This is a genomic window from Asanoa sp. NPDC049475 (assembly GCF_040676915.1).
Classification (GTDB): domain Bacteria; phylum Actinomycetota; class Actinomycetes; order Mycobacteriales; family Micromonosporaceae; genus Asanoa.
In genome coordinates, this window is the sequence record NZ_JBFAPY010000004.1 from 117,075 (window position 1) to 136,412 (window position 19,338).

A 19,338-nucleotide genomic window follows, 5' to 3' on the forward strand; every position below is an offset into this window, starting at 1 on the left:
CGATGATCCCCGGCGAGATCGTCTTCGGCGACGGCCAGATCGAGCTCAACCCCGGCCGCCCCGTGCTCACCCTGACCGTGGTCAACACCGGCGACCGTCCGGTCCAGGTCGGCTCGCACTACCACTTCGCGGAGGCCAACCCGGCGCTCGACTTCGACCGCGGCGCCGCCTGGGGCCACCGCCTTGCCGTGCCCGCCGGCACCGCGGTGCGGTTCGAACCGGGCATCGACCGCGACGTCGACCTCGTCCCGCTCGCCGGCCGGCGGATCGTGCCGGGCCTGCGCGGCGAGTGCGGCGGCCCGCTGGACCAGGAGCGCCCGGCGTGACCGCGATCAGCAGGGAGAAGTACGCCGCCCTGTACGGCCCGACCACCGGCGACCGGATCCGGCTCGCCGACACCGACCTGTTCGTCGAGGTCGAGGAGGACCGTTGCTCGCGCGGGGACGAGGCGGTCTTCGGCGGCGGCAAGGTGATCCGCGAGTCGATGGGCCAGTCGGCGGTCAGCCGCGGCAAGGGCACCGTCGACACGGTGATCACGGGCGCCGTCGTGCTCGACCACTGGGGTGTGGTCAAGGCCGACGTCGGCATCCGGGACGGGCGGATCGTCGCCCTGGGCAAGGCCGGCAACCCGGACACGATGGACGGTGTGCACCCCGACCTGGTGATCGGCCCGTGCACGGAGGTGATCGCGGGCAACGGGAAGATCCTGACGGCCGGCGCGGTCGACAGTCACGTACACCTCATCTGCCCGCAGATCCTCTCGACCGCGCTGGCCAGCGGCGTGACCACGGTGATCGGCGGCGGCACCGGCCCTGCCGAGGGCACCCGGGCGACCACGGTGACGCCGAACGCGTGGCACCTCGCGCGGATGCTGGAAGCCGTCGACCCCTGGCCGGTCAACGTGCTGCTGCTCGGCAAGGGCAACACCACGAGCCAGGAGGCGATGTGGGAGCAGCTGCGCGGCGGTGCGGGCGGGTTCAAGCTGCACGAGGACTGGGGTACGACGCCCGCCGCGATCGACGCCTGCCTGCGGGTCGCCGATGCCAGCGGGGTGCAGGTCGCGATCCACACCGACACGCTCAATGAGGCCGGGTTCGTCGAGGACACGCTGCGGGCGATCGGCGGCCGGTCGATCCACGCGTACCACACCGAGGGCGCCGGCGGCGGACACGCGCCCGACATCATCACCGTGGCCGGCCAGCCCAACGTCCTGCCGAGCTCGACCAACCCGACGCGGCCGTACACCCGGAACACGCTCGACGAGCACCTCGACATGCTGATGGTCTGCCACCATCTCAACCCCTCGGTGCCCGAGGACCTGGCGTTCGCGGAGAGCCGGATCCGCCCGAGCACGATGGCGGCGGAGGACGTGCTGCACGACCTCGGCGCGATCTCGATCATCGGCTCCGACTCGCAGGCGATGGGCCGGGCCGGCGAGGTGGTGCTACGCACCTGGCAGACGGCGCACGTGATGCAGCAGCGCCGCGGCGAACTGCCCGGCAACCTGCGCGCCCGGCGCTACGTCGCGAAGTACACGATCTGCCCCGCGGTGGCGCACGGCATCGCGGGCGAGGTCGGCTCCGTCGAGCCCGGCAAGCTCGCCGACCTGGTGCTGTGGGATCCGGCCTTCTTCGGCGTACGCCCGCATCTGGTCGTGAAGGGCGGCATGATCGCGTGGGCGCAGATGGGCGACGCCAACGCGTCGATCCCCACGCCGCAGCCGGTCTTTCCCAGACCCATGTTCGGCGCGTACGGGGTGGTGCCCGCCCAGACGAGCGTCGCCTTCGTCGCACCGGCGGCGATCGACGCGCTGCTCGGCGACCGGCTGGCGGTGAGCCGGCGGATGCTGCCGGTCGCCGACACCCGCGCGCTGACCAAGGCGGACCTGCCGCTCAACGACGCGCTGCCGCGCATCGAGGTGGATCCGGACACGTTCACGGTACGCATCGACGGCGAGGTCGTGCCGCCCCAGCCGGCGGTGGAGCTGCCGATGGCCCAGCGCTACTTCCTGTTCTGATGTCCCTGTCGACCCTGCTCGTGCTGGCCGACGGCCGGCTGCCGTCGGGTGCGCACGCGCATTCCGGGGGTGTCGAGGCGGCGGTGGCCGCGGGCCGGATCCACGACCTGCCGACACTGGAGTCGTTCCTGGTCGGACGGACGGCGACGACCGGAACGGTCGCGGCGGCGTTCGCGGCCGCGGCCTGCCGAGCGTTGACGTCCTGCGCGTCCTCGCGCGTCAGGGCCGACCTCGAGGGGCTGGCGTTCATGGACCGTAGTACGCGGCGCACCGACGGTGCCGCGCTCGACCCGTCGGACAACCTCGTGGAGCGGATCTCCGCACTCGACGACGGCATCGACGCGCGGACCGCTTCGCCGGCGTTGCGGGCCGCGTCGCGGGCGCAGGGGCGGGCCCTGCTGCGGGCCGTCGCCCGCATCTGGCCCACCGCCACCAACCCGGCCGGTTCCCATCCGCACCATCCGATCGCTACCGGCATCGCTGCCGCGGCCGCTGGGCTCGGACCGCAGAATGCGGCGTTGGTGGCCGTCTACGGCGGGATCACCGGCTCCGCCTCGGCGGCGGTGCGGTTGTTGGGGCTCGACCCGTACGCGGTGCACGCGCTTGTCGCCCGTCTTGCCCCCGAATGCGACCGCGTGGCGGCCGAGGCTGCCGCGCGGGCCGACGATCCGGTGGACGATCTGCCCGCCGGCTCAGCCATCCTGCTCGACCTCGACGCCGAGCAGCATGCCACCTGGGAGGTGCGTCTCTTTGCGTCCTGACAACCGTGCTGTGCGGATCGGGATCGGCGGTCCGGTCGGCTCCGGCAAGACCGCGCTGGTCGCGGCGCTGTGCCGAGCCCTCGCCGCCGAGTTGCGGCTGGCCGTGGTGACCAACGACATCTACACGACCGAGGACGCCGACTTCCTGCGCCGGGCCGGGGTGCTGCCCGACGACCGGATCCGGGCCGTGGAGACCGGGTGTTGCCCGCACACCGCGATCCGCGACGACATCAGCGCCAACCTGGACGCCGTCGAGGAGTTGGAGGAGCGCCTCGGTGCGCTCGACCTGGTGCTCGTCGAGAGCGGTGGCGACAACCTCACCGCTACCTTCAGCAAGGGGCTGGTCGACCACCAGATCTTCGTGGTGGACGTCGCCGGTGGCGACAAGGTGCCGCGCAAGGGTGGGCCGGGGGTGACGACGGCGGACCTACTCGTGATCAACAAGACCGACCTGGCGCCGCTGGTCGGGGCCGACCTCGGCGTGATGGCCCGCGACGCGCACGCTCGGCGCGGCGACCTGCCGACCGTCTTCCTCTCGCTGGTCGGCGAGCCCGGCGCCGCTCCGGTGGCGGCCTGGGTCCGCGCCCGGGTGGCCGAGCCGGTCACCGCACCGCGACACCACGAGCCGGCCCCGGCGCACACGCACGGGCCGTAACGCCACGCCCGCCGGTGAGAGCTCGAGCACGCCTCGTCGCCGAGGCCGACGGCCGCGGCGGGACCCGGCTGTCCACCGTGTACGGCGAGCCTCCCCTGCTCCCCCGCCGCACCGGGCGACAGCACCATCCGACCGCGGCCGAGGTCCACCTCGTCGGCGGTGCGGCCGGCCCGCTCGGCGGCGACGACCTGCGCGTCGACATCCGCGTCGGGCCGGGCGCTCACCTGATCGTCCGTACCGTCGCCGCTTCTCTGGCCCAGCCCAGCCACCCACCGGCGCCGAGTGCCCTCACGATCACCGCGAAAGTCGGCGCCGCCGCCACGCTCGACTGGCTGCCCGAGCCCACCGTGGCGACAGCGGGCTGCGACCACCTCAACCGGTCCATCGTGGACCTCGAGGACGGCGCCTCCCTGCGCTGGCGAGAGGAGCTCGTCGCCGGCCGCCATGCCGAGCCGTCGGGCGACATGCGACTCGAGACGACGGTCCGCTACGCCGGCCGCACGATTCTGCGCCACGACCTCGGCATCGGTCCACGCGCGAAGGGCTGGCAGGCCATGCTCGACCGCGCTGCCGGCACCGTGCTGCTCGTCGGCCCGGAAGCGCTAGCAACCAGGGCAATCAACAGAATGCCGCTGGCGAACGCGCCGGCCGCCCTGGTGAGCGCGACCGGACCGGACGCCCGGACGGTACGCGCGGCGTTGGACGAGGGCGCTGCTAACACCCGGGCTCATGATCCAGATGCTAAACCCGGCAATTGGCGCAAAGGCTGAGGCTCCGGTCTACCTTCTGTGGTGTGGGCGGTCGCGTGGGGCGGCCGTGCCTCGGAGGGAGCTGGCAATGGCTATCAGCGACAAGTTCGGTGACGCCGTCGACAAGGCCAAAGAGAAGATCGCCGACAAGGACGAGCGCGACCAGCGCATCGACCAGGCCGGGGACGCGATCGACGCCAAGACCAACGGCAAGTTCGCGGACAAGGTCGACCGGGCTCAGGACGCCGCGCGCAAGGGTGGCGACCAGATGACCCAGGAGCGGACCGGCCAGAGCCGGAACGGCCAGAACCGCAACAACAGCCAGAACCGCGGCAACAACCGCAACAACAACCGCAACCGCTAACCAGGGTTTCCCGTTCCCGGCGGGCACACCGGGATACGGCGGGGCAAGCGGGCCGTGCGCTGGGGGGCGCGCGGCCCGCATGTCCACATCCGTGGCAGGAGCGCCGACGCGGTCAATCCGCCGGCAGCAGGTGCGTGACCTCCGGCGGCCCGCCGGCCAACGCCCGCGCCGCCGCCTCGATCTCGCGGTCCGCGCCCGTCAGCCGGTTGTCGTGCTGCCGTCGATGCTCGTCCCAGGAAGCCACCTGGTACACCTCGACGAACCGATCCCCGTGCTCCCCCTCACGGAACAACCCCCACCGGACGGCCCCGCTGCGCCGACGCGACAGCCGTACCCGGTCCATCGCCGCTCGGAAAGCCACCTCGTCCCCCGCCGCCACCTGGTAGCGGAGGATCACCAGCACCGGACCGCCGTACCGCACGGGTTCGACGTCGAGGTGCGGCTCCGCCCAGTACGAGGTCGGTTCCCGGTCGAGCCCCGCCACGTCGCGCAGCGGCCAGCGGACCACCGTCGCCGCGCCGGCCAGCATCAGGGCGCCGGCGGCCAGGTGGGCGATCGGCAGGTTCGTCGCCTCGGCCAGCAGACCCCACAGCAGCGCGCCGACGCCCTGCCCGCCCGCGAAGACGATCTGGTAGATGCCGAGGCCGCGGGCGCGTACCCAGTTGGGCAAGAAGAGCTGAAGGCTCGCGTTGACGCTGGAGAGCACGGTGACCCAGGCGACGCCGGCCGGCACGAGGACGAGCGCCACCACGAGCTCGATCCGGACCAGGCCGACCACGATCGTCGCCGCCCCGAACAGCACGGCGGCGACGAACATCATCCGGTTCGGCGAGAGCCGCTGGCGCAGCCGGGGCAGCACGGCGGCGCCGGCCACCGCGCCGACACCGAGGGCGGCGAGCAGCAGGCCGTAGCCGCCCGGCCCCAGCCCCAGCCGGCGGCTCGCGACCAGCGGCAGCAGGGCCCAGACGGCGCTGCCGGGCAGCAGGAACAGCGCCGCGCGCAGCAGGATCCGGCGGACGACCACGGAATGCCGCACGTACCGCCCACCGGCCCGGACCGCCGCCGCGAACCGCTCCGGCGGCCCGGCATCCCCGTCGGGGCTACGCCACCACAGCAGCACGGCCGCGAACACGACGAACGACAGCGCGTTGAGCGCGAACACCGCCGCGACGCCGAGCGTGGCGATGACCAGACCGGCGATGGCGGGACCGATCGCGCGGGCGAGGTTCTGGCTGATCGCCCCGAGCGCGGAGGCGGCCGGCAGCTGCGCCCGTGGCATGAGCTCGGGGATGACCGCCTGCCACGCCGGCACGGTCAACGCCTGCCCGGCACCGAGCGCGAAGGTCAACGTCAGCAGCAACGCGGGCGGCATCCGGTCGGCGGCGGTCAACGCGGCCAGCAGCACCGCCACGGCACATTGCGCGGCCTGCACGGTGAGCAGCATCCGCCGCCGGTCGAAGGTGTCGGCCAACGCACCGGACGGCAGTGCCAGCAACACGATCGGCAGCATGCTGGCGGTCTGCACCAACGAGACCAACGCATCGGAATCGGGTGCGTCGACCAGCAGCCACTGCGCCCCGACGGTCTGCATCCAGGTGCCGATGTTGGACGCGAGCAGCGCCAGCCACAACCACCGAAACGTCGCGACCGACAACGGAGTCCACGCAGACCCGCTTCGCGACGGCACGATGGTCACGCTACCCGGAGTGAAACGTCCTAACCCGACGATCATGGGACGGGCAGGCCTGTCCCGGGTCCGCGGTGGTCCGGACCGTCGCTCCCGCCGGAGACCGCTCCGCTTCGCTCCGCTGCCAGGTCCGCGGTGGCCAAGGCCAGAACAGAGAAGACCCCACGCGTCGCCGCTTGACCTCGGAACCCGGCGCCCAAGATCGCGGCGACTCACGGCCTGGCTCGGTGGCGACCGAGCGCCGGCCCGCTGATCAGCGCCCGCGAGATCGCTGACTGCGGCCTCAAGACCGATGCGACCGATCATGTCGCCTCGTTTGTCGACATTGTCAGCCGCCGACGTAGCGCGAGACCGAGCTCACCCGCTCCCCGCGGCTGCGGCTGCGGCGTCAACGGCGAGACCGGCCGGATCCACCAGCTCGCGGAGCCGCAGCATCAGCTGCGGCTGCGGCCCGCGGCGTCAACGGCGAGACCGGTCGGATCCACCAGCTCGCGGAGCCGCAGGATCAACTGCGGCGGCGGGCGCCCGGCCCCGGGCGGGCGATGACGTCGCGGGGGTTGTCGACGTCGTGGCCTGCCGCGCACCGCAGGACCGAGCCAACCCGCTCACCGCAGTCGCGGTGCACGGTGGTCAGCGGCGAACCCACGGGATCCGCGAGATAGCGGTCCCCCCACTGCAAGACGGCCACGATCACGGGCCAGAGGTCGAAGCCCATCTCGGTGAGCCGGTACTCGTGGCGCACCCGAGTCCCAGGATCCCGGTAGGGCTCTTTGCGCAACACACCACTGTCGACCAGCACGGCCAGGCGGTTCGTCAGCACCTGGCGCGGGATGTTCGTGCGCACCCGCATGTCGTCGAAGCGCCGGATGCCGTTGGCGATCTCGCGCAGCACCACGAACGTCCAGCGCTCCCCGAGGATCTCCATCGCCCGGCCTACCGTGCAGTTGTCGACGGACCACTCCAGGGCTTCCGGTCGCGCGCTCATGCCGACCACCCTAAGTCTCGTTGACAGACCCAGCAATAGACTGCCACCCTGGGTCCATGACTCAGACGCAGGTCGAGCGCAGCCGTACCTTCTCCTGGTCCGACCCCGCCGCCAACGCCGCGCTCATCGGCAAGACCAGCGGCCTGAGCCTGCTGCGGTCGATGATCGCCGGCGAGCTTCCGCCGCCCCCGGTCATGGAGCTGCTCGGGATGACCCGGCTGACCGCCGAAGAAGGCCGGGTCACGGTCGAGATGCCACCGCGCGAATACCACTACAACCCGCTCGGCAGCGTCCACGGTGGCGTGATCGCCACCCTGCTGGACACCGCGGCCGGCTGCGCCGTGCACACGACGCTGCCGGCCGGTGTCGGTTACACCTCGGTCGACCTGTCGGTGAAATACCTGCGCCCCGTCACCGTCGGCTCCGAGATGCTGACCTGCGTCGGCACCGTGATCCAGCGCGGCCGGCGCACCGCGCTGGGCGAGGCCAGGCTGACCGACGCCGCGGGACGACTCGTCGCCCACGCGACGTCGACCTGCCTGCTCTTCGAGATCCCTCCTAGCTGATCGCCGACCGAGCTACCAGCCGACCGTCGGACGAAGACCCCCGGCCCCCTGCCGGCGGCCGGAGGCCGGAGCCCGGAGGCCAAAGCCCGGAGCTAGTTGATCGTCGGGTAGAGGTCCGCCGCTGGCGGTGACCACGTTGCTGGGTCGGCTTCCACCTGGTCGCCCGAGCGGATGTCCTTGATCGAGTCCGGCTCGCCCGGGAACCAGACGAACGGGATGCCCCGCCGCTCGGCGTAGCGGATCTGCTTGCCGTACTTCGCGGCCGTCGGCGAGACCTCGGTGGGGATTCCCCGCCGGCGCAGGGCCGCCGCGATCCCGTCCGCCGAGCGCCGGTGCTCCTCGTCGGACAGCGCGACCAAGACACAGGTAGGCACCGAACGGGAGATCGCCAGCTTATCGGCGCCGAACAGCAGCCCGAGGACCCGGGTCAGGCCGATCGAGATGCCCACGCCCGGGAAGCGCTCGTTGCCCGACGTCGCCAGGTTGTCGTAGCGGCCGCCCGAGCAGATCGAACCGAACCGTTCGAAACCCGCAAGCTGCGTCTCGTAGACCGTCCCCGTGTAGTAGTCCAGGCCACGGGCGATCTTCAGATCCGCGACACACAGACCCGGCGCGTACGCCGCGGCGGTCTCGACCACCTGGACCAGCTCGGCCAGGCCTTCGTCGAGCAGCGGGTCGCTGACCCCGAGCGCGCGCACCGAGTCGGCGAACGACGCGTCCGTCGACGAGATCCCCGCCAGTGCCAGCACGGCCTTGGCCTGGGCCTCCGTGGCTCCCGCGGTCTCCGTCAACAACGCGGCGACCCGCTCCGGCCCGATCTTGTCCAGCTTGTCGACCGCCCGCAGCGCCGCCTCCGGGTCACCGATGCCCAGGCCGCGGTAGTAGCCCTCGCACACCTTGCGGTTGTTGACCTGGATGGTCACCGGCGGGATCGGCAGCGAGCCGAGCGCGTCGCCGATCACCAGCGGCATCTCGGCCTCGTAGTGCGCCGGCAGCGTGTCCCGGTCGACCACGTCGATGTCGCACTGGACGAACTCGCGGTAGCGGCCCTCCTGCGGCCGCTCGCCCCGCCACACCTTCTGGATCTGGTAGCGCCGGAACGGGAAGTTCAACTTGCCCGAGTTCTCCAGCACGTAGCGCGCGAACGGCACCGTCAAGTCGAAGTGCAGCCCCAGGGAGTCCTCCGAGGACGAGCCGGCATCCTCCTGGAGACGGCGCAGGACGTAAACCTCCTTCGAGGTCTCACCCTTGCGCAGCAGCTGGTCCAGGGGCTCGACGGCCCGGGTCTCCAGCGGCGCGTACCCGTACAACTCGAAAACGCTCTTGATCTTGTCAAGGAAGCGCTGCTCGATCATGCGTTGCGGCGGCGACCACTCCGGGAAGCCGGAGATCGGCCGTGGCTTGCTCATCTTGGTCATAGCCCTCTGGTCGGGGCCGGTCGCATGACTTCCAGGAGAAACGGGTTGGTCGCGCGTTCCCGGCCGATCGTGGTCGCCTCGCCGTGACCCGGCAGGACGATGGTGTCGTCGGCTAGCGGGAGGATCCGATCACGAAGGCTGGCCGTCATCGCCGTCATGCTCCCTCCCGCCAGGTCGGTGCGCCCGATCGAGCCGGCGAAGAGCACGTCACCGGAGAGGCAGACTTCGTCCGCGTCCCAGCCCCGTGCGGCGCCGGCCGGCAGCCGGAAGAGCACCGACCCGCCGGTATGGCCGGGGGCGTGGTCGACGGTGATCTCGAGCCCGGCGATCGTCAGCGCCTCGCCGTCGGTGAGCGGCGCGACGTCGTCGGGCTCGGAGTAGGTGAACCGGCCACCGAACAGCCGCGCCGGGTCCATGGAAAGCGCCTTGGCCGGGTCGGCGAGCAGCTCGCGGTCGGCGGGGTGCACGTATGCCGGGATGCCCTTGGCACCGCAGACGGGCGCGACGGAGAAGGTGTGGTCGAGGTGGCCGTGGGTCAACAGCACCGCGGCCGGCGTCAACCGGTGGTCGGCGAGGACCTCGTCGAGGCGCTTCTCGACGCCGATGCCGGGGTCGACGATCACGCACTGCTCGCCCGGCGCCGTCGCCACCACGTAACAGTTGGTGCCGAAGACGTCGGACGGGAAACCCGTGATCAGCACAGTCGTCCCCTTCCGGTCGCTGTGACCAGCGTAGCGGTCGGCGCACGCCGATTACGCGCAGGCAGGCACCGCGGCAATCACGATCTCCGATCGCTCAAACCGCAGGACCTCTCACCATGCTCCCAGCGTTTGCCCGTATGCTCTCCCGGACGTTTGTGGCGCGAGGCACACCCGAAAGAGGAGCACCGGTGGCATCCAGCAGAGATCGGCAGCGCAAGCTCGCGCGTGCCAAACTCGACCGGCAGTTGGCCCGCCGGGCCGCCGTGCTGCGCCGTAAGCGTCGCATCCAGGCCGGCCTCGGAGGCGCGCTCGCCCTGGTGCTGATCGGCGTCGGCGCCTTCTGGGCGCTCGGCGGGTTCGACAAGGAGCCCGTCAACACCGCGACCGACGTCTGCGTGTGGACCCCGCAGGAGCCCGGCGTCAACGTCGACGCGCAGGACGTGGGCCTGCCCTCGACCACCGACGTGCCGACGTTCGGCACCCGCGACATGGCGCTGACCACCAACCAGGGCAACATCACGGTCCAGCTCGACCTGGCCACCGCGCCCTGCGGCAGTGCCAGCCTGACCTATCTGGCCGGCAAGAACTTCTACGACAACACCAAGTGCCACGAGATCACGACCGAGGGCGCGCTGCACTGCGGCGACCCGAAGGGCACCAACCTCGGTGGGCCGACCTACACGTTCGCCAACGAGAACGTGCCGACGAACGCGCCGACCCCGTCGCCGTCGGCCTCGCCCGCCCCGGGCACCCCGGCCACGTACCCGGCCGGCACCGTCGCGCTCTACCCGAACCCGCCGGGCGCCAACGGCAGCCAGTTCCTGATCTTCTTCAAGGACTTCACCCCCACCACCGAGCCGGCGTACGCCATCGTCGGCAAGGTCACCGGCGGCACTGACGTGCTCGACAAGATCGGGAAGATCAGCACCGTCGACGACGGCAAGGGCAACAAGGTCAAGCCGTCCACGGACATCACGATCCAGACGCTGACCGTGGGTGCGGTGCAGAGCGATCCGAGCGACAACACCCCGACGCCGTCACCGGCGAACCCCTCGGCGACCCCGTCCACGACCGCGCCCCCGAGCGGCGCGGCGACGGGCACGCCGTCGAACGCGAGCTAAGGTCACCCCGGAAACGCCTGAGCGCGGAAGCAGGAGGAGAGTCCCCGTGACGTCCACGAGAGAGCGGCAGCGCGCGGCGGCGCGGGCCCGACTCGCACAAGAGATGGCCGACCGTCAGGCCGTCGCACACAAGCGTCGCCAGCGGCAGGCCATCATCGGCGCCGGCGTGGCGCTGCTGATCGTCGCGGGCGGCGTGATCTGGCTGGTCAGCAGCATGGGCGGCGACGACAAGTCGACTGCCGGCGCTGACCCGTCCGCGGCGCCGGTCGCCTGCGTCTGGAGCGAGGTCCCGGCCGACCAGCGGCAGCCGACCACCAAGGACGTCGGAGTCCCGCCGACCACCACCCCGCCGTCCACCGGCACCCAGGTGATGACCGTCGACACGAGCTTCGGGCCGGTCGAGGTCACGATGGACCTGGCGAAGTCGCCGTGCAGCGCCGAGAGCTTCAGCTACCTGGCCAGCAAGAACTTCTGGGACGGCACCAAGTGCCACCGGATGTTCCCGGGCATGCTCCAGTGCGGTGACCCGTCGGCCAAGGGCAAGGGCTACCGCGACTCCGACGGTACGGGTGGCCCGAGCTACCGCTACGCCAACGAGAACCTGCCGGTCGACCAGCGCCCGGCGTACCCGGAGGGCGTGGTGGCCCTGGCCAACAGCGGCCCGGACACCAACGGCTCGCAGTTCTTCTTCATCTACCAGGACGTCGAGCTCTCGCCGGACTACACGGTGCTGGGCAAGGTCACCAAGGGCCTGGAGAACATCAAGAAGGCCACCGAGGCCGGCCACGACGGCGCGTTCGACCCGTCGCCGGGCGGCGGCCACCCCAAGAGCGACATCGAGATCAAGACGCTGACGGTGGCCGCTCCGGCCGCCTGATCCCGCTCACACGAAAGCGCCGCCCCCACGGGGCGGCGCTTTTTGTGCGGCGGCTCAGGCGCCGGAGGTCACGCGGTAGGCGTCGAAGACGCCGTCGACCTTGCGGACCGCGGCCAGCAGGTGGCCGAGGTGCTTCGGGTCGGCCATCTCGAAGCTGAACCGGCTCACCGCCACCCGGTCGCGGGTGGTGGTGACCGTCGCCGACAGGATGTTGACCCGCTCGTCGGACAGCACCCGCGTCACGTCGGCCAGCAGCTTGTGCCGGTCGAGGGCCTCCACCTGGATGGCGACCAGGAACGTCGACGCCGACGTCAGCTTCCAGCTCACCTCGAGCACGCGCTCGGGCTGCGCCTTCAGGTCTTCGGCGTTGGCACAGTCGTCGCGGTGCACCGACACCCCGCCGGAGCGGGTGACGAAGCCGAAGACCGAGTCCGGCGGCACCGGAGTGCAGCAGCGGGCCAGCTTGATCCAGACGTCGCTGACGCCCTTGACCACGACGCCGGGGTCGTGGCCGGCGGTGCGGCTGCGCGGCGGCCGCGTCGCGACGGCGGTCTCGGCCAGGTCCTCGGCCGCGCCCTCCTCGCCGCCGTAGCCCGCCATCAACCGCTGGACCACCGACTGCGCGGAGACCTGGTTGTCGCCGACCGCCGCGTAGAGCGAGGCGACATCGGCCAGGTGCAGGTCGCGCGCGATCGTCATCAGGTTGTCGGTCGTCAGCATACGCTGCAGCGGCACGCCCTGCTTGCGCATCGCCTTGACGATCGCGTCCTTGCCGGCCTCGATCGCCTCTTCGCGGCGTTCCTTGTTGAAGTACTGGCGGATCTTCGTGCGCGCCCGCGGCGACTTGACGAAGCCCAGCCAGTCCTGCGTGGGGCCGGCCGTGTCGGACTTCGACGTGAAGATCTCGATCACGTCGCCGTTGGAGAGCGTCGACTCCAGCGGCACCAGCTTCCCGTTGACCCGGGCGCCGATGCACTTGTGGCCGACCTCGGTGTGCACCGCGTACGCGAAGTCGACCGGGGTCGAGCCCGTCGGCAGCGGTATCACGTCGCCCTTGGGCGTGAAGACGTAGACCTCCTGGCTGGAGAGGTCGAACCGGAGCGCGTCGAGGAACTCGCTCGGGTCGCTGGCCTCCCGCTGCCAGTCGAGCAGCTGCCGCAACCAGGTCATCTCGTCGATGTGGGCCGGCGGGCCGACGATCGTCGCGCCCTTCTGCTCCTTGTACTTCCAGTGCGCCGCGATGCCGAACTCCGCCGTGCGGTGCATCGCGTACGTGCGGATCTGCATCTCGACCGGCTTGCCGGTCGGGCCGATCACCGTCGTGTGCAGCGACTGGTACATGTTGAACTTCGGCATCGCGATGTAGTCCTTGAACCGGCCCGGCACGGGCTGCCAGTTCGCGTGGATCACACCGAGTGCCGCGTAGCAGTCGCGGACGGTCTCGACCAGGATGCGGACGCCGACGAGGTCGTAGATGTCGTTGAAGTCGCGACCCCGCACGATCATCTTCTGGTAGATCGAGTAGAGGTGCTTCGGCCGCCCGGTGGTCTCCGCCTTGATCTTCGCGGAGCGCAGGTCGGTGTGCACCTTCTGCGTCACCTGGCGCAGCAGCGCCTCCCGCTGCGGCTGGTGCTCGCCGATCAGGCGGTTGATCTCTTCGAACCGCTTCGGGAACAGCGTGCCGAACGCGAGGTCCTCGAGCTCCCACTTGATCGTGTTCATGCCGAGGCGGTGGGCCAGCGGCGCCAGGATCTCCAGGGTCTCCTTGGCCTTCTGCTCCTGCTTGGGCCGCGGGAGGAAGGTCAGGGTGCGCATGTTGTGCAGCCGGTCGGCCAGCTTGATCACCAGGACGCGCGGGTCCTTGGCCATCGCGACGACCATCTTGCGGATCGTCTCGGCCTTGGCCGCGTCGCCGAGCTTGACCTTGTCGAGCTTGGTGACGCCGTCGACCAGCAGCGCGACCTCGCCGCCGAAGTCGCTGCGCATGGACTCGAGCGTGTAGTCGGTGTCCTCGATCGTGTCATGCAGCAGCGCGGCGACCAGCGTGGTCGTGTCCATCCCGAGGTTGGCCAGGATGGTCGCGACCGCCAGCGGGTGGGTGATGTAGGGGTCGCCGGACTTGCGGTACTGACCGGAGTGCCACCGCGCGGCCATGTCGAAGGCGCGCTGGAGCAGCCGCGCGTCGGCCTTGGGGTGGCTCGCCCGGTGGGTGGCGATCAGCGGCTCGAGCACCTCGCTGACCTGCGGCGCCTGCCAGGGAGCGTTGAACCGGGCGAGCCGGGCGCGCACCCGCCGACCGGTCGGCGTGCCGGCCAGGCCGAAGCCGGTGCCGGTCTCGCCGGCCGGGTCGCGGGTGGTGCCGGCGCGCTCGCGGAGCTGGACGACGACACCGTCACTCTCGTCGTCGACCTCGTAGGGGGAACGGCCGTTGGCCGGCCACTCGACAGTGTCCTCGGCGACCGGATCAACTTCACGATCAACAGCCTGTGGGGATACGCGCTTGGCCGCGCGACCCGAGTCCTCGGCCGCACTCGAGGCCGTGGTGGCCGCGTCCGACCCGCGGTGCGCGATGGACCCGCTCCCCGGGACCAGCCGGTCCGGGGCGACGGCGTCCGTCGCGTCCCGAGTCTCCGTCTTCGGGGACGCCACGCCGTGCGCACCGGCCTCCGCCTCCGCGGGCGTCGCCTTCGCGGGGGCCGCGCCGCGCGCGCTGCTCTCCGACTTCGCGGGCGCCGCGCCGTTCGCGCTCGCCTCCGGGGGTGCCGCCTTCCGGGTGCCGGCCTCCGCCGGAGCCTCCGAGTCAGGGCTGACCGTCGCGGCCGAGCCAACGTTGCCGCCAGGACGGGCGGCGGTCACGATCGGCGCGGCGGACGCGCCGTTGGCCTCGCTCGTCGTCTCTGGGCGTGCGTCAGTGCCGGCCGGGGACGACTGCGTCGCCTGCCCGGTCGTGTGCTCTGCCTCGCCGGTCGGGCGCGTCGAGCCCGCCACCGATGGGGCGACGTCGTGGGACACCGGCCTCCTCAACACCTCGCGATCCACCGACCGTATCGGGCCGGCAACACCTGCGCTAGCCAGGTGGCGGCGATCCGTGCCGGTCGGGACCGGGCACCCCCAACTCTACCCGTACGGCCGATCCCGCTCGGAGGGGCAGAGCCGGACCTAAACGGTCAAAAGGGCATGTACGTCGCGGGGAGCGAGACGGTCCCGTCCGTTCAAGAACGCCAACTCGATCAACACGCTGAAGCCGGCGACCATTCCCCCGGCCTGCTCGACCAGGGACAGTGCCGCCTCCGCGGTGCCGCCGGTGGCCAGCAGGTCGTCGACGACCAGCACCCGCGCGCCGGGCTGGAGGGCGTCCCGGTGCACCTCGAGGGTGGCCTCGCCGTATTCCAGCGCGTACGACGCGGCCAGCACCTCGCGGGGAAGCTTGCCGGCCTTGCGCACCGCCAACGCTCCGGTGCCCGTCGCGTACGCGATGGCACCGGCGAGCAGGAAGCCGCGGGCCTCGACCCCGGCGACCACGTCGAACGTCGACCGCCCGTGGTGCTCGATGATCGCGTCGACCACCTGACGGAACGCCGGCCCGTCGGCGAACAACGGCGTGACGTCCTTGAAGAGGATGCCGGCGTGCGGGAAGTCGGGCACGTCGACGACGTGCCCGGCCACCAGTTCCGCTACTGCTTTCTCGTCCATCCGGGTCAGCGGCGCTTCGCGCCACCGGGGCGGTTGCCCCCCGGACGCCCGCCGCGGCTGCCGCCGCCGGAGCGCTTCGCCGCGTTCGGCCGGGCGCCCACCTTCGGTGCCCCGCCGGCGAGCGCGCCGACCTCGGTGCTCTCGGCGCTCTCGGGCGCGGCCTGCCGCGGCTGGCGCGCGGCCGCACCGGCCGGCACCGCCTCGCCCTTCTTCGGCGCGACGTCGCCGCGGGCGATCGCCGCCCGGCGGGCCAGCACGCGCTTGGTGTGCGCCTGGATCTTCGGCTCGAATTCCTTGAGCGTGACCAGGACCGGCGTGGCGAAGAAGATCGACGAGTAGACCGCGACCGCCATACCGACGAACAGCACGAGGCCGAGGTCGGCCAGGGTGCTCGCGCCGGACAGACCGGCGATCAGCAGACCACCGACCGGCAGCAACGCGACCAGACCGGTGTTGATCGACCGCATCAGGGTCTGGTTGATCGCGAGGTTGGCGGCCTCGCCGTACGTCGTCGTGCTGCTCGCCGTGATGCCTCTGGTGTTCTCCTGCACCTTGTCGAACACCACGACCACGTCATAGAGCGCGAAGCCGAGGATGGTGAGGAAACCGATGATCGTCGCCGGCGTGACCTCGAACCCGGCTAAAGAGTAGAGGCCGGCCGTCAGCACCAGGTTGAGCAACAGCGAGGAGACGGCCGCGACCGCCATCCGCCACTCGAAGCGCAGGATCAGGTAGACCATCACCAGCGCCACGAAGATCACCAGGCCGAGCAGCGCGCGCTCGGTGACCTGCTTGCCCCAGGCCGCACTGACCGCACTGTCGTTGATGTCGTTCGGCTGGATGCCGAGCTCCTGCGCGATCTGCGCCTTGACGTCGGTGATCGCCTCGGGGTCCAGCACCGAGGTGCGGATCTCGTAGAACGTGTCACCGCCGCGGCCGACCTGGGTGGCCGGCAGGGCCGTGGCGTCGGCGTCGTTGTCGGCCAGGGCGCTGTTGACCGCGTCCTGCGCCTTGTTGAGGTCGACGTTCTGGCTGGCCGGGATGATGAACTGGTTGCCGCCGGCGAACTCGATGCCGAGCGAGAACCGGTTGATGCCGAAGCTCAGCAGCGCGACCAGGATCAGCGCACCTGCGACGCCGAACCACAGCTTCCGCTTGCCGATCAGGTTGAGACCGGCCTCACCGCGGTAGAGCCGGTTGGCCAAACCCGACTTTGACATCTCAGGCCTCCTTGGCACGCCGCGGCGAGCGCGTACGCGGGTTGTCGCCGTCGTCATCGTTGTGCTGTTCGAGGATCCGGCCGAGGCCACTGACCCGCGGTGAGAGGAACGCCTTGGTGTTGGCGAACATCGTCATGATCGGGTGCCGGAAGAGGAACACCACGACCAGGTCGAGGATGGTGGCGAGGCCGAGCGCGAACGCGAAGCCCTTCACCGTGCCGACGGAGACGATGTAGAGGACCACCGCCGCCATGATCGAGATGGCGTTGGCGGAGATGATCGTGCGGCGGGCACGGGCCCAGGCCCGGGGCACCGCGCTGCGCGGCGACCGGCCCTCGCGGATCTCGTCTTTCAGACGTTCGAAGTAGATGACGAACGAGTCCGCCGCCACACCTAGCGAGACGATGAAGCCCGCGATGCCGGCGAGGGTCAGCGTGAAGCCGATCTGCCGGCCGAGGAACACCAGCGCGCCGAAGACCAGGCCCGCGGAGAGCACGAGGCTCAGCACGATCACGGTGCCCAGCAGGCGGTAGTAGAAGAACGCGTAGATCGCGACCAGCAGCAGGCCGAGGCCCGCGGCGATCAGGCCGGCGCGGAGGTACTCGGCGCCGAGCGTCGGCGACAGGTTCTCCTGGTTGGCCTGGGTGAAGGTCAGCGGCAGCGCGCCGTAGCGGAGGTCGCCGGCCAGGTCCTCGGCGCTGTTCGCGTCGAAGCTGCCGGAGATCTGCGAGTCGCCGGTCAGGACGCCCTGGATCTCGGGCGCCGAGATGATGCCGTTGTCGAGGACGACGGCGACCAGGCAGTTGCCGTTCTCCAGGGTGGCCTGGTCACAGGTCTGGCCGCTGTTCTGGTAGGCCTCGCGGGTCAGCGCGGTCCACTTCTCCTGGCCGTCGCCCTTGAAGTCGAGGCTGACCACCCACTGGCCCTGCTGGTCGAGCTGGGCGGTGGCGTTGCCGACGTCGGTGCCGGAGACCTTGGCGACGTCGAGCAGGTACTTCCCGCCGCCCTGGCAGGAGATGGCCTGCTGGTCCTCTTTGCTGATCGAGCCCGGGGGCCGCTTGTCGAGCTGCTCACAGGTGATGTTGGGCACGTTGAACTGCATCTGCGGCGTGAGCACCGCGACCTCGGGCCCGGTCAGGGAGCCGAACGGCTTGAGCGCCTCGGCGATCGCCGGGTCGGTGCCCGCGTCGGGCGCCTGCAGGGAGCTGGCCGCCGCCCATGCCGCCGGTCCGACCTTGGTCTCGACCGCCTTGCGGGCCGCCTCGACGTCGGCGGGCACCGGGGCCGGTGCGGCCGAGCCGGTGGGCGCCGGGTTCGGCGTGGCGGTCGCGGTGGGAGTCGGCGTCGGTGTCGCGGGCGCCTCGGCGCCGCCGCCCGTGCCGCCGGTGCCAGGCGTCGCGGTGGACGTCGGGGCGCCGGTAGCGGCGGGGGGTGCCGACGGCGTGCCGCTCGGGTTCGGGGTGGCCGAGCCGCCCGGCGCCGGGGTGGCGCTAGCCGAGGGCGCCGGAGCCGGGCCGGTGCCGTTCGTGATGTTCAGGACCTTGCGGAACCGCAGCTCGGCGGTCTGGGCGATGCCGCTCAGGTCGGCGTTCTTGCCCGGCAGGGAGACGACGATGTTGCGGTTGCCTTCTTTGACGACCTCGGCCTCGGACACACCGCGCGCGTTGACCCGCTGCTCGATGATGTCGCGGGCCTCGTCGAGCGACTCGGCCGACGGGGGCTGGTTGCCCGCGGTCGTCGCCTGGAGCGTCATCCGGGTGCCGCCGACCAGGTCGAGACCCAGCTTCGGATGCAGCCGATCCTGCACGCTGCCGCTGGCGCCCGCGAAGAACACCAGGGAGTAGAGGATGACGAAGATGCCCGCGAGGATGGCTATCTGCCGTCCGGGGTGCATCTGTCGCTGAGGTGGTGCCACGGCAGCGGGTCTCCCTGTGCTGAGGCCGTCGCGGGCGCGGCGGCGCGGGTCGATTCAGCGGTCACGCCGGGCAGGCGCGGTACGCCGGCTCTGCGGGGACGGAGCCGGCGTGATTATCCATCACAGTCGATCGGTCCGGGGGAAAGCCCGGCCTGCAGCGCAAGGCTATGCCGGGGTGGCTGGGAGTTGGCTGCCGGCCCCGGCATCAGCCGAGCGCGTCAGTCCTTGACGGGCTCGACCGGCGAGGTGATCGTCTCCGCGGCCGGCGGCGACGCGGGCTCGGGCACCTCGTTCTTGCTGCTGATCACCCGGGCGACGGCCTGGCGCGCGTAGCGAAGGTGCGTGCCGGGCGCGGCCTCGAGGGTGACGGTCTCCGCGTCGGTCTCGACGACGGTGCCGTGGAGGCCACCGATCGTGACGACCTCGGAGCCGGGGCCGAGGGTGGACTGCATCTGCTGGGCTTCCCGGCGACGCTTCTGCTGGGGGCGGATCATCATGAAATACATGACGCCGAAGAGCAGAACGATCATGAGGAGAGGCAGGAAGCCGCCGCCTCCGGAGGCAGGTGCTGCGAGCACGATTGAAAACCTTCCCATTGGCCTTTGCCGG

Annotated in this window: 17 protein-coding genes and 1 pseudogene; 9 read left to right on the top strand and 9 right to left on the bottom strand. The window is 71.2% G+C overall.

Going from position 1 to position 19,338, the window contains the following annotated elements; translation table 11 throughout:
* The first annotated feature begins 2 nt into the window (after positions 1-2).
* The 6 genes from AB0J88_RS16035 to AB0J88_RS16060 all read left to right on the top strand — a co-directional run bounded on the left by AB0J88_RS16035 (position 3) and on the right by AB0J88_RS16060 (position 4,546).
* Positions 3-326 carry an urease subunit beta gene (locus AB0J88_RS16035; protein WP_364344196.1) on the top strand — a complete coding sequence of 108 codons (324 nt, stop codon included), beginning with the start codon at positions 3-5 and terminating at the stop codon, positions 324-326.
* Positions 323-2,017, top strand: coding sequence for an urease subunit alpha (locus AB0J88_RS16040; RefSeq protein WP_364344193.1), 1,695 nt, complete (start codon positions 323-325; stop codon positions 2,015-2,017). The genes AB0J88_RS16035 and AB0J88_RS16040 overlap by 4 nt, the downstream gene beginning before the upstream one ends.
* Positions 2,017-2,778, top strand: coding sequence for an urease accessory UreF family protein (locus tag AB0J88_RS16045; RefSeq protein WP_364344190.1), 762 nt, complete (start codon positions 2,017-2,019; stop codon positions 2,776-2,778). The genes AB0J88_RS16040 and AB0J88_RS16045 overlap by 1 nt, the downstream gene beginning before the upstream one ends.
* Positions 2,768-3,433, top strand: a complete 666-nt coding sequence (ureG, locus tag AB0J88_RS16050; protein ID WP_364344187.1) for an urease accessory protein UreG — start codon at positions 2,768-2,770, stop codon at positions 3,431-3,433. The genes AB0J88_RS16045 and ureG overlap by 11 nt, the downstream gene beginning before the upstream one ends.
* Positions 3,434-3,447: 14 nt before the next feature.
* Positions 3,448-4,203: an urease accessory protein UreD gene (locus AB0J88_RS16055; RefSeq protein ID WP_364344184.1), complete on the top strand. Its 756-nt coding sequence runs from the start codon at positions 3,448-3,450 to the stop codon at positions 4,201-4,203.
* A 67-nt stretch (positions 4,204-4,270) separates the two neighbouring features.
* Positions 4,271-4,546, top strand: coding sequence for an antitoxin (locus AB0J88_RS16060; protein WP_364344181.1), 276 nt, complete (start codon positions 4,271-4,273; stop codon positions 4,544-4,546).
* Positions 4,547-4,658: 112 nt separating this feature from the next.
* Here AB0J88_RS16060 and AB0J88_RS16065 read toward each other — a convergent pair whose 3' ends face one another.
* Both AB0J88_RS16065 and AB0J88_RS16070 read right to left on the bottom strand, forming a co-directional pair.
* Complete coding sequence (locus AB0J88_RS16065) at positions 4,659-6,233, bottom strand: MFS transporter (protein WP_364737909.1); 1,575 nt, start codon at positions 6,231-6,233, stop codon at positions 4,659-4,661.
* A gap of 505 nt (positions 6,234-6,738) precedes the next feature.
* Entirely contained in the window at positions 6,739-7,218 is a 480-nt protein-coding gene (locus AB0J88_RS16070; RefSeq protein WP_364344175.1) for a helix-turn-helix domain-containing protein, read from the bottom strand.
* A gap of 56 nt (positions 7,219-7,274) precedes the next feature.
* Between AB0J88_RS16070 and AB0J88_RS16075 the strand changes: the two genes are divergently transcribed.
* Positions 7,275-7,784, top strand: a complete 510-nt coding sequence (locus AB0J88_RS16075; protein ID WP_364344172.1) for a PaaI family thioesterase — start codon at positions 7,275-7,277, stop codon at positions 7,782-7,784.
* A 92-nt stretch (positions 7,785-7,876) separates the two neighbouring features.
* Here the strand turns inward: AB0J88_RS16075 and hisS are convergent, their stop codons facing one another.
* Positions 7,877-9,193, bottom strand: coding sequence for a histidine--tRNA ligase (gene hisS, locus AB0J88_RS16080; protein ID WP_364344169.1), 1,317 nt, complete (start codon positions 9,191-9,193; stop codon positions 7,877-7,879).
* 5 nt (positions 9,194-9,198) lie between these two features.
* Entirely contained in the window at positions 9,199-9,903 is a 705-nt protein-coding gene (locus tag AB0J88_RS16085; RefSeq protein ID WP_364344166.1) for an MBL fold metallo-hydrolase, read from the bottom strand.
* A 188-nt stretch (positions 9,904-10,091) separates the two neighbouring features.
* Here AB0J88_RS16085 and AB0J88_RS16090 point away from each other — a divergent pair, with 188 nt between their 5' ends.
* Together AB0J88_RS16090 and AB0J88_RS16095 are read left to right on the top strand one after the other, a co-directional pair.
* Positions 10,092-11,024: a peptidylprolyl isomerase gene (locus AB0J88_RS16090; protein ID WP_364344163.1), complete on the top strand. Its 933-nt coding sequence runs from the start codon at positions 10,092-10,094 to the stop codon at positions 11,022-11,024.
* Positions 11,025-11,070: 46 nt separating this feature from the next.
* A complete protein-coding gene (locus AB0J88_RS16095; protein ID WP_364344160.1) occupies positions 11,071-11,901 on the top strand; it encodes a peptidylprolyl isomerase in 831 nt (276 codons plus the stop codon).
* Between the two features lie 54 nt (positions 11,902-11,955).
* Here AB0J88_RS16095 and AB0J88_RS16100 read toward each other — a convergent pair.
* The 5 genes and pseudogenes from AB0J88_RS16100 to yajC form a co-directional block, all read right to left on the bottom strand.
* Positions 11,956-14,205 (bottom strand): annotated as a pseudogene (locus AB0J88_RS16100) (bifunctional (p)ppGpp synthetase/guanosine-3',5'-bis(diphosphate) 3'-pyrophosphohydrolase); the annotation flags it as partial.
* Between the two features lie 855 nt (positions 14,206-15,060).
* A complete protein-coding gene (locus AB0J88_RS16105) occupies positions 15,061-15,594 on the bottom strand; it encodes an adenine phosphoribosyltransferase (RefSeq protein ID WP_364344157.1) in 534 nt (177 codons plus the stop codon).
* A 5-nt stretch (positions 15,595-15,599) separates the two neighbouring features.
* A complete protein-coding gene (gene secF, locus AB0J88_RS16110; protein WP_364344154.1) occupies positions 15,600-16,814 on the bottom strand; it encodes a protein translocase subunit SecF in 1,215 nt (404 codons plus the stop codon).
* Between the two features lies 1 nt (position 16,815).
* Positions 16,816-18,729, bottom strand: coding sequence for a protein translocase subunit SecD (secD, locus tag AB0J88_RS16115; RefSeq protein WP_364344151.1), 1,914 nt, complete (start codon positions 18,727-18,729; stop codon positions 16,816-16,818).
* 218 nt (positions 18,730-18,947) lie between these two features.
* Complete coding sequence (gene yajC, locus AB0J88_RS16120; protein WP_364344594.1) at positions 18,948-19,310, bottom strand: preprotein translocase subunit YajC; 363 nt, start codon at positions 19,308-19,310, stop codon at positions 18,948-18,950.
* Positions 19,311-19,338: the final 28 nt, after the last annotated feature.

What these genes read in the sequence shown, in the direction of transcription:
- secF (WP_364344154.1), bottom strand. Translation starts at nt 16,814, where the DNA reads ATGTCAAAGTCGGGTTTGGCCAACCGGCTCTACCGCGGTGAGGCCGGT.
- AB0J88_RS16060 (WP_364344181.1), top strand. Translation starts at nt 4,271, where the DNA reads ATGGCTATCAGCGACAAGTTCGGTGACGCCGTCGACAAGGCCAAAGAG.
- AB0J88_RS16070 (WP_364344175.1), bottom strand. Translation starts at nt 7,218, where the DNA reads ATGAGCGCGCGACCGGAAGCCCTGGAGTGGTCCGTCGACAACTGCACG.
- AB0J88_RS16045 (WP_364344190.1), top strand. Translation starts at nt 2,017, where the DNA reads ATGTCCCTGTCGACCCTGCTCGTGCTGGCCGACGGCCGGCTGCCGTCG.
- AB0J88_RS16105 (WP_364344157.1), bottom strand. Translation starts at nt 15,594, where the DNA reads ATGGACGAGAAAGCAGTAGCGGAACTGGTGGCCGGGCACGTCGTCGAC.
- AB0J88_RS16035 (WP_364344196.1), top strand. Translation starts at nt 3, where the DNA reads ATGATCCCCGGCGAGATCGTCTTCGGCGACGGCCAGATCGAGCTCAAC.
- AB0J88_RS16075 (WP_364344172.1), top strand. Translation starts at nt 7,275, where the DNA reads ATGACTCAGACGCAGGTCGAGCGCAGCCGTACCTTCTCCTGGTCCGAC.
- hisS (WP_364344169.1), bottom strand. Translation starts at nt 9,193, where the DNA reads ATGAGCAAGCCACGGCCGATCTCCGGCTTCCCGGAGTGGTCGCCGCCG.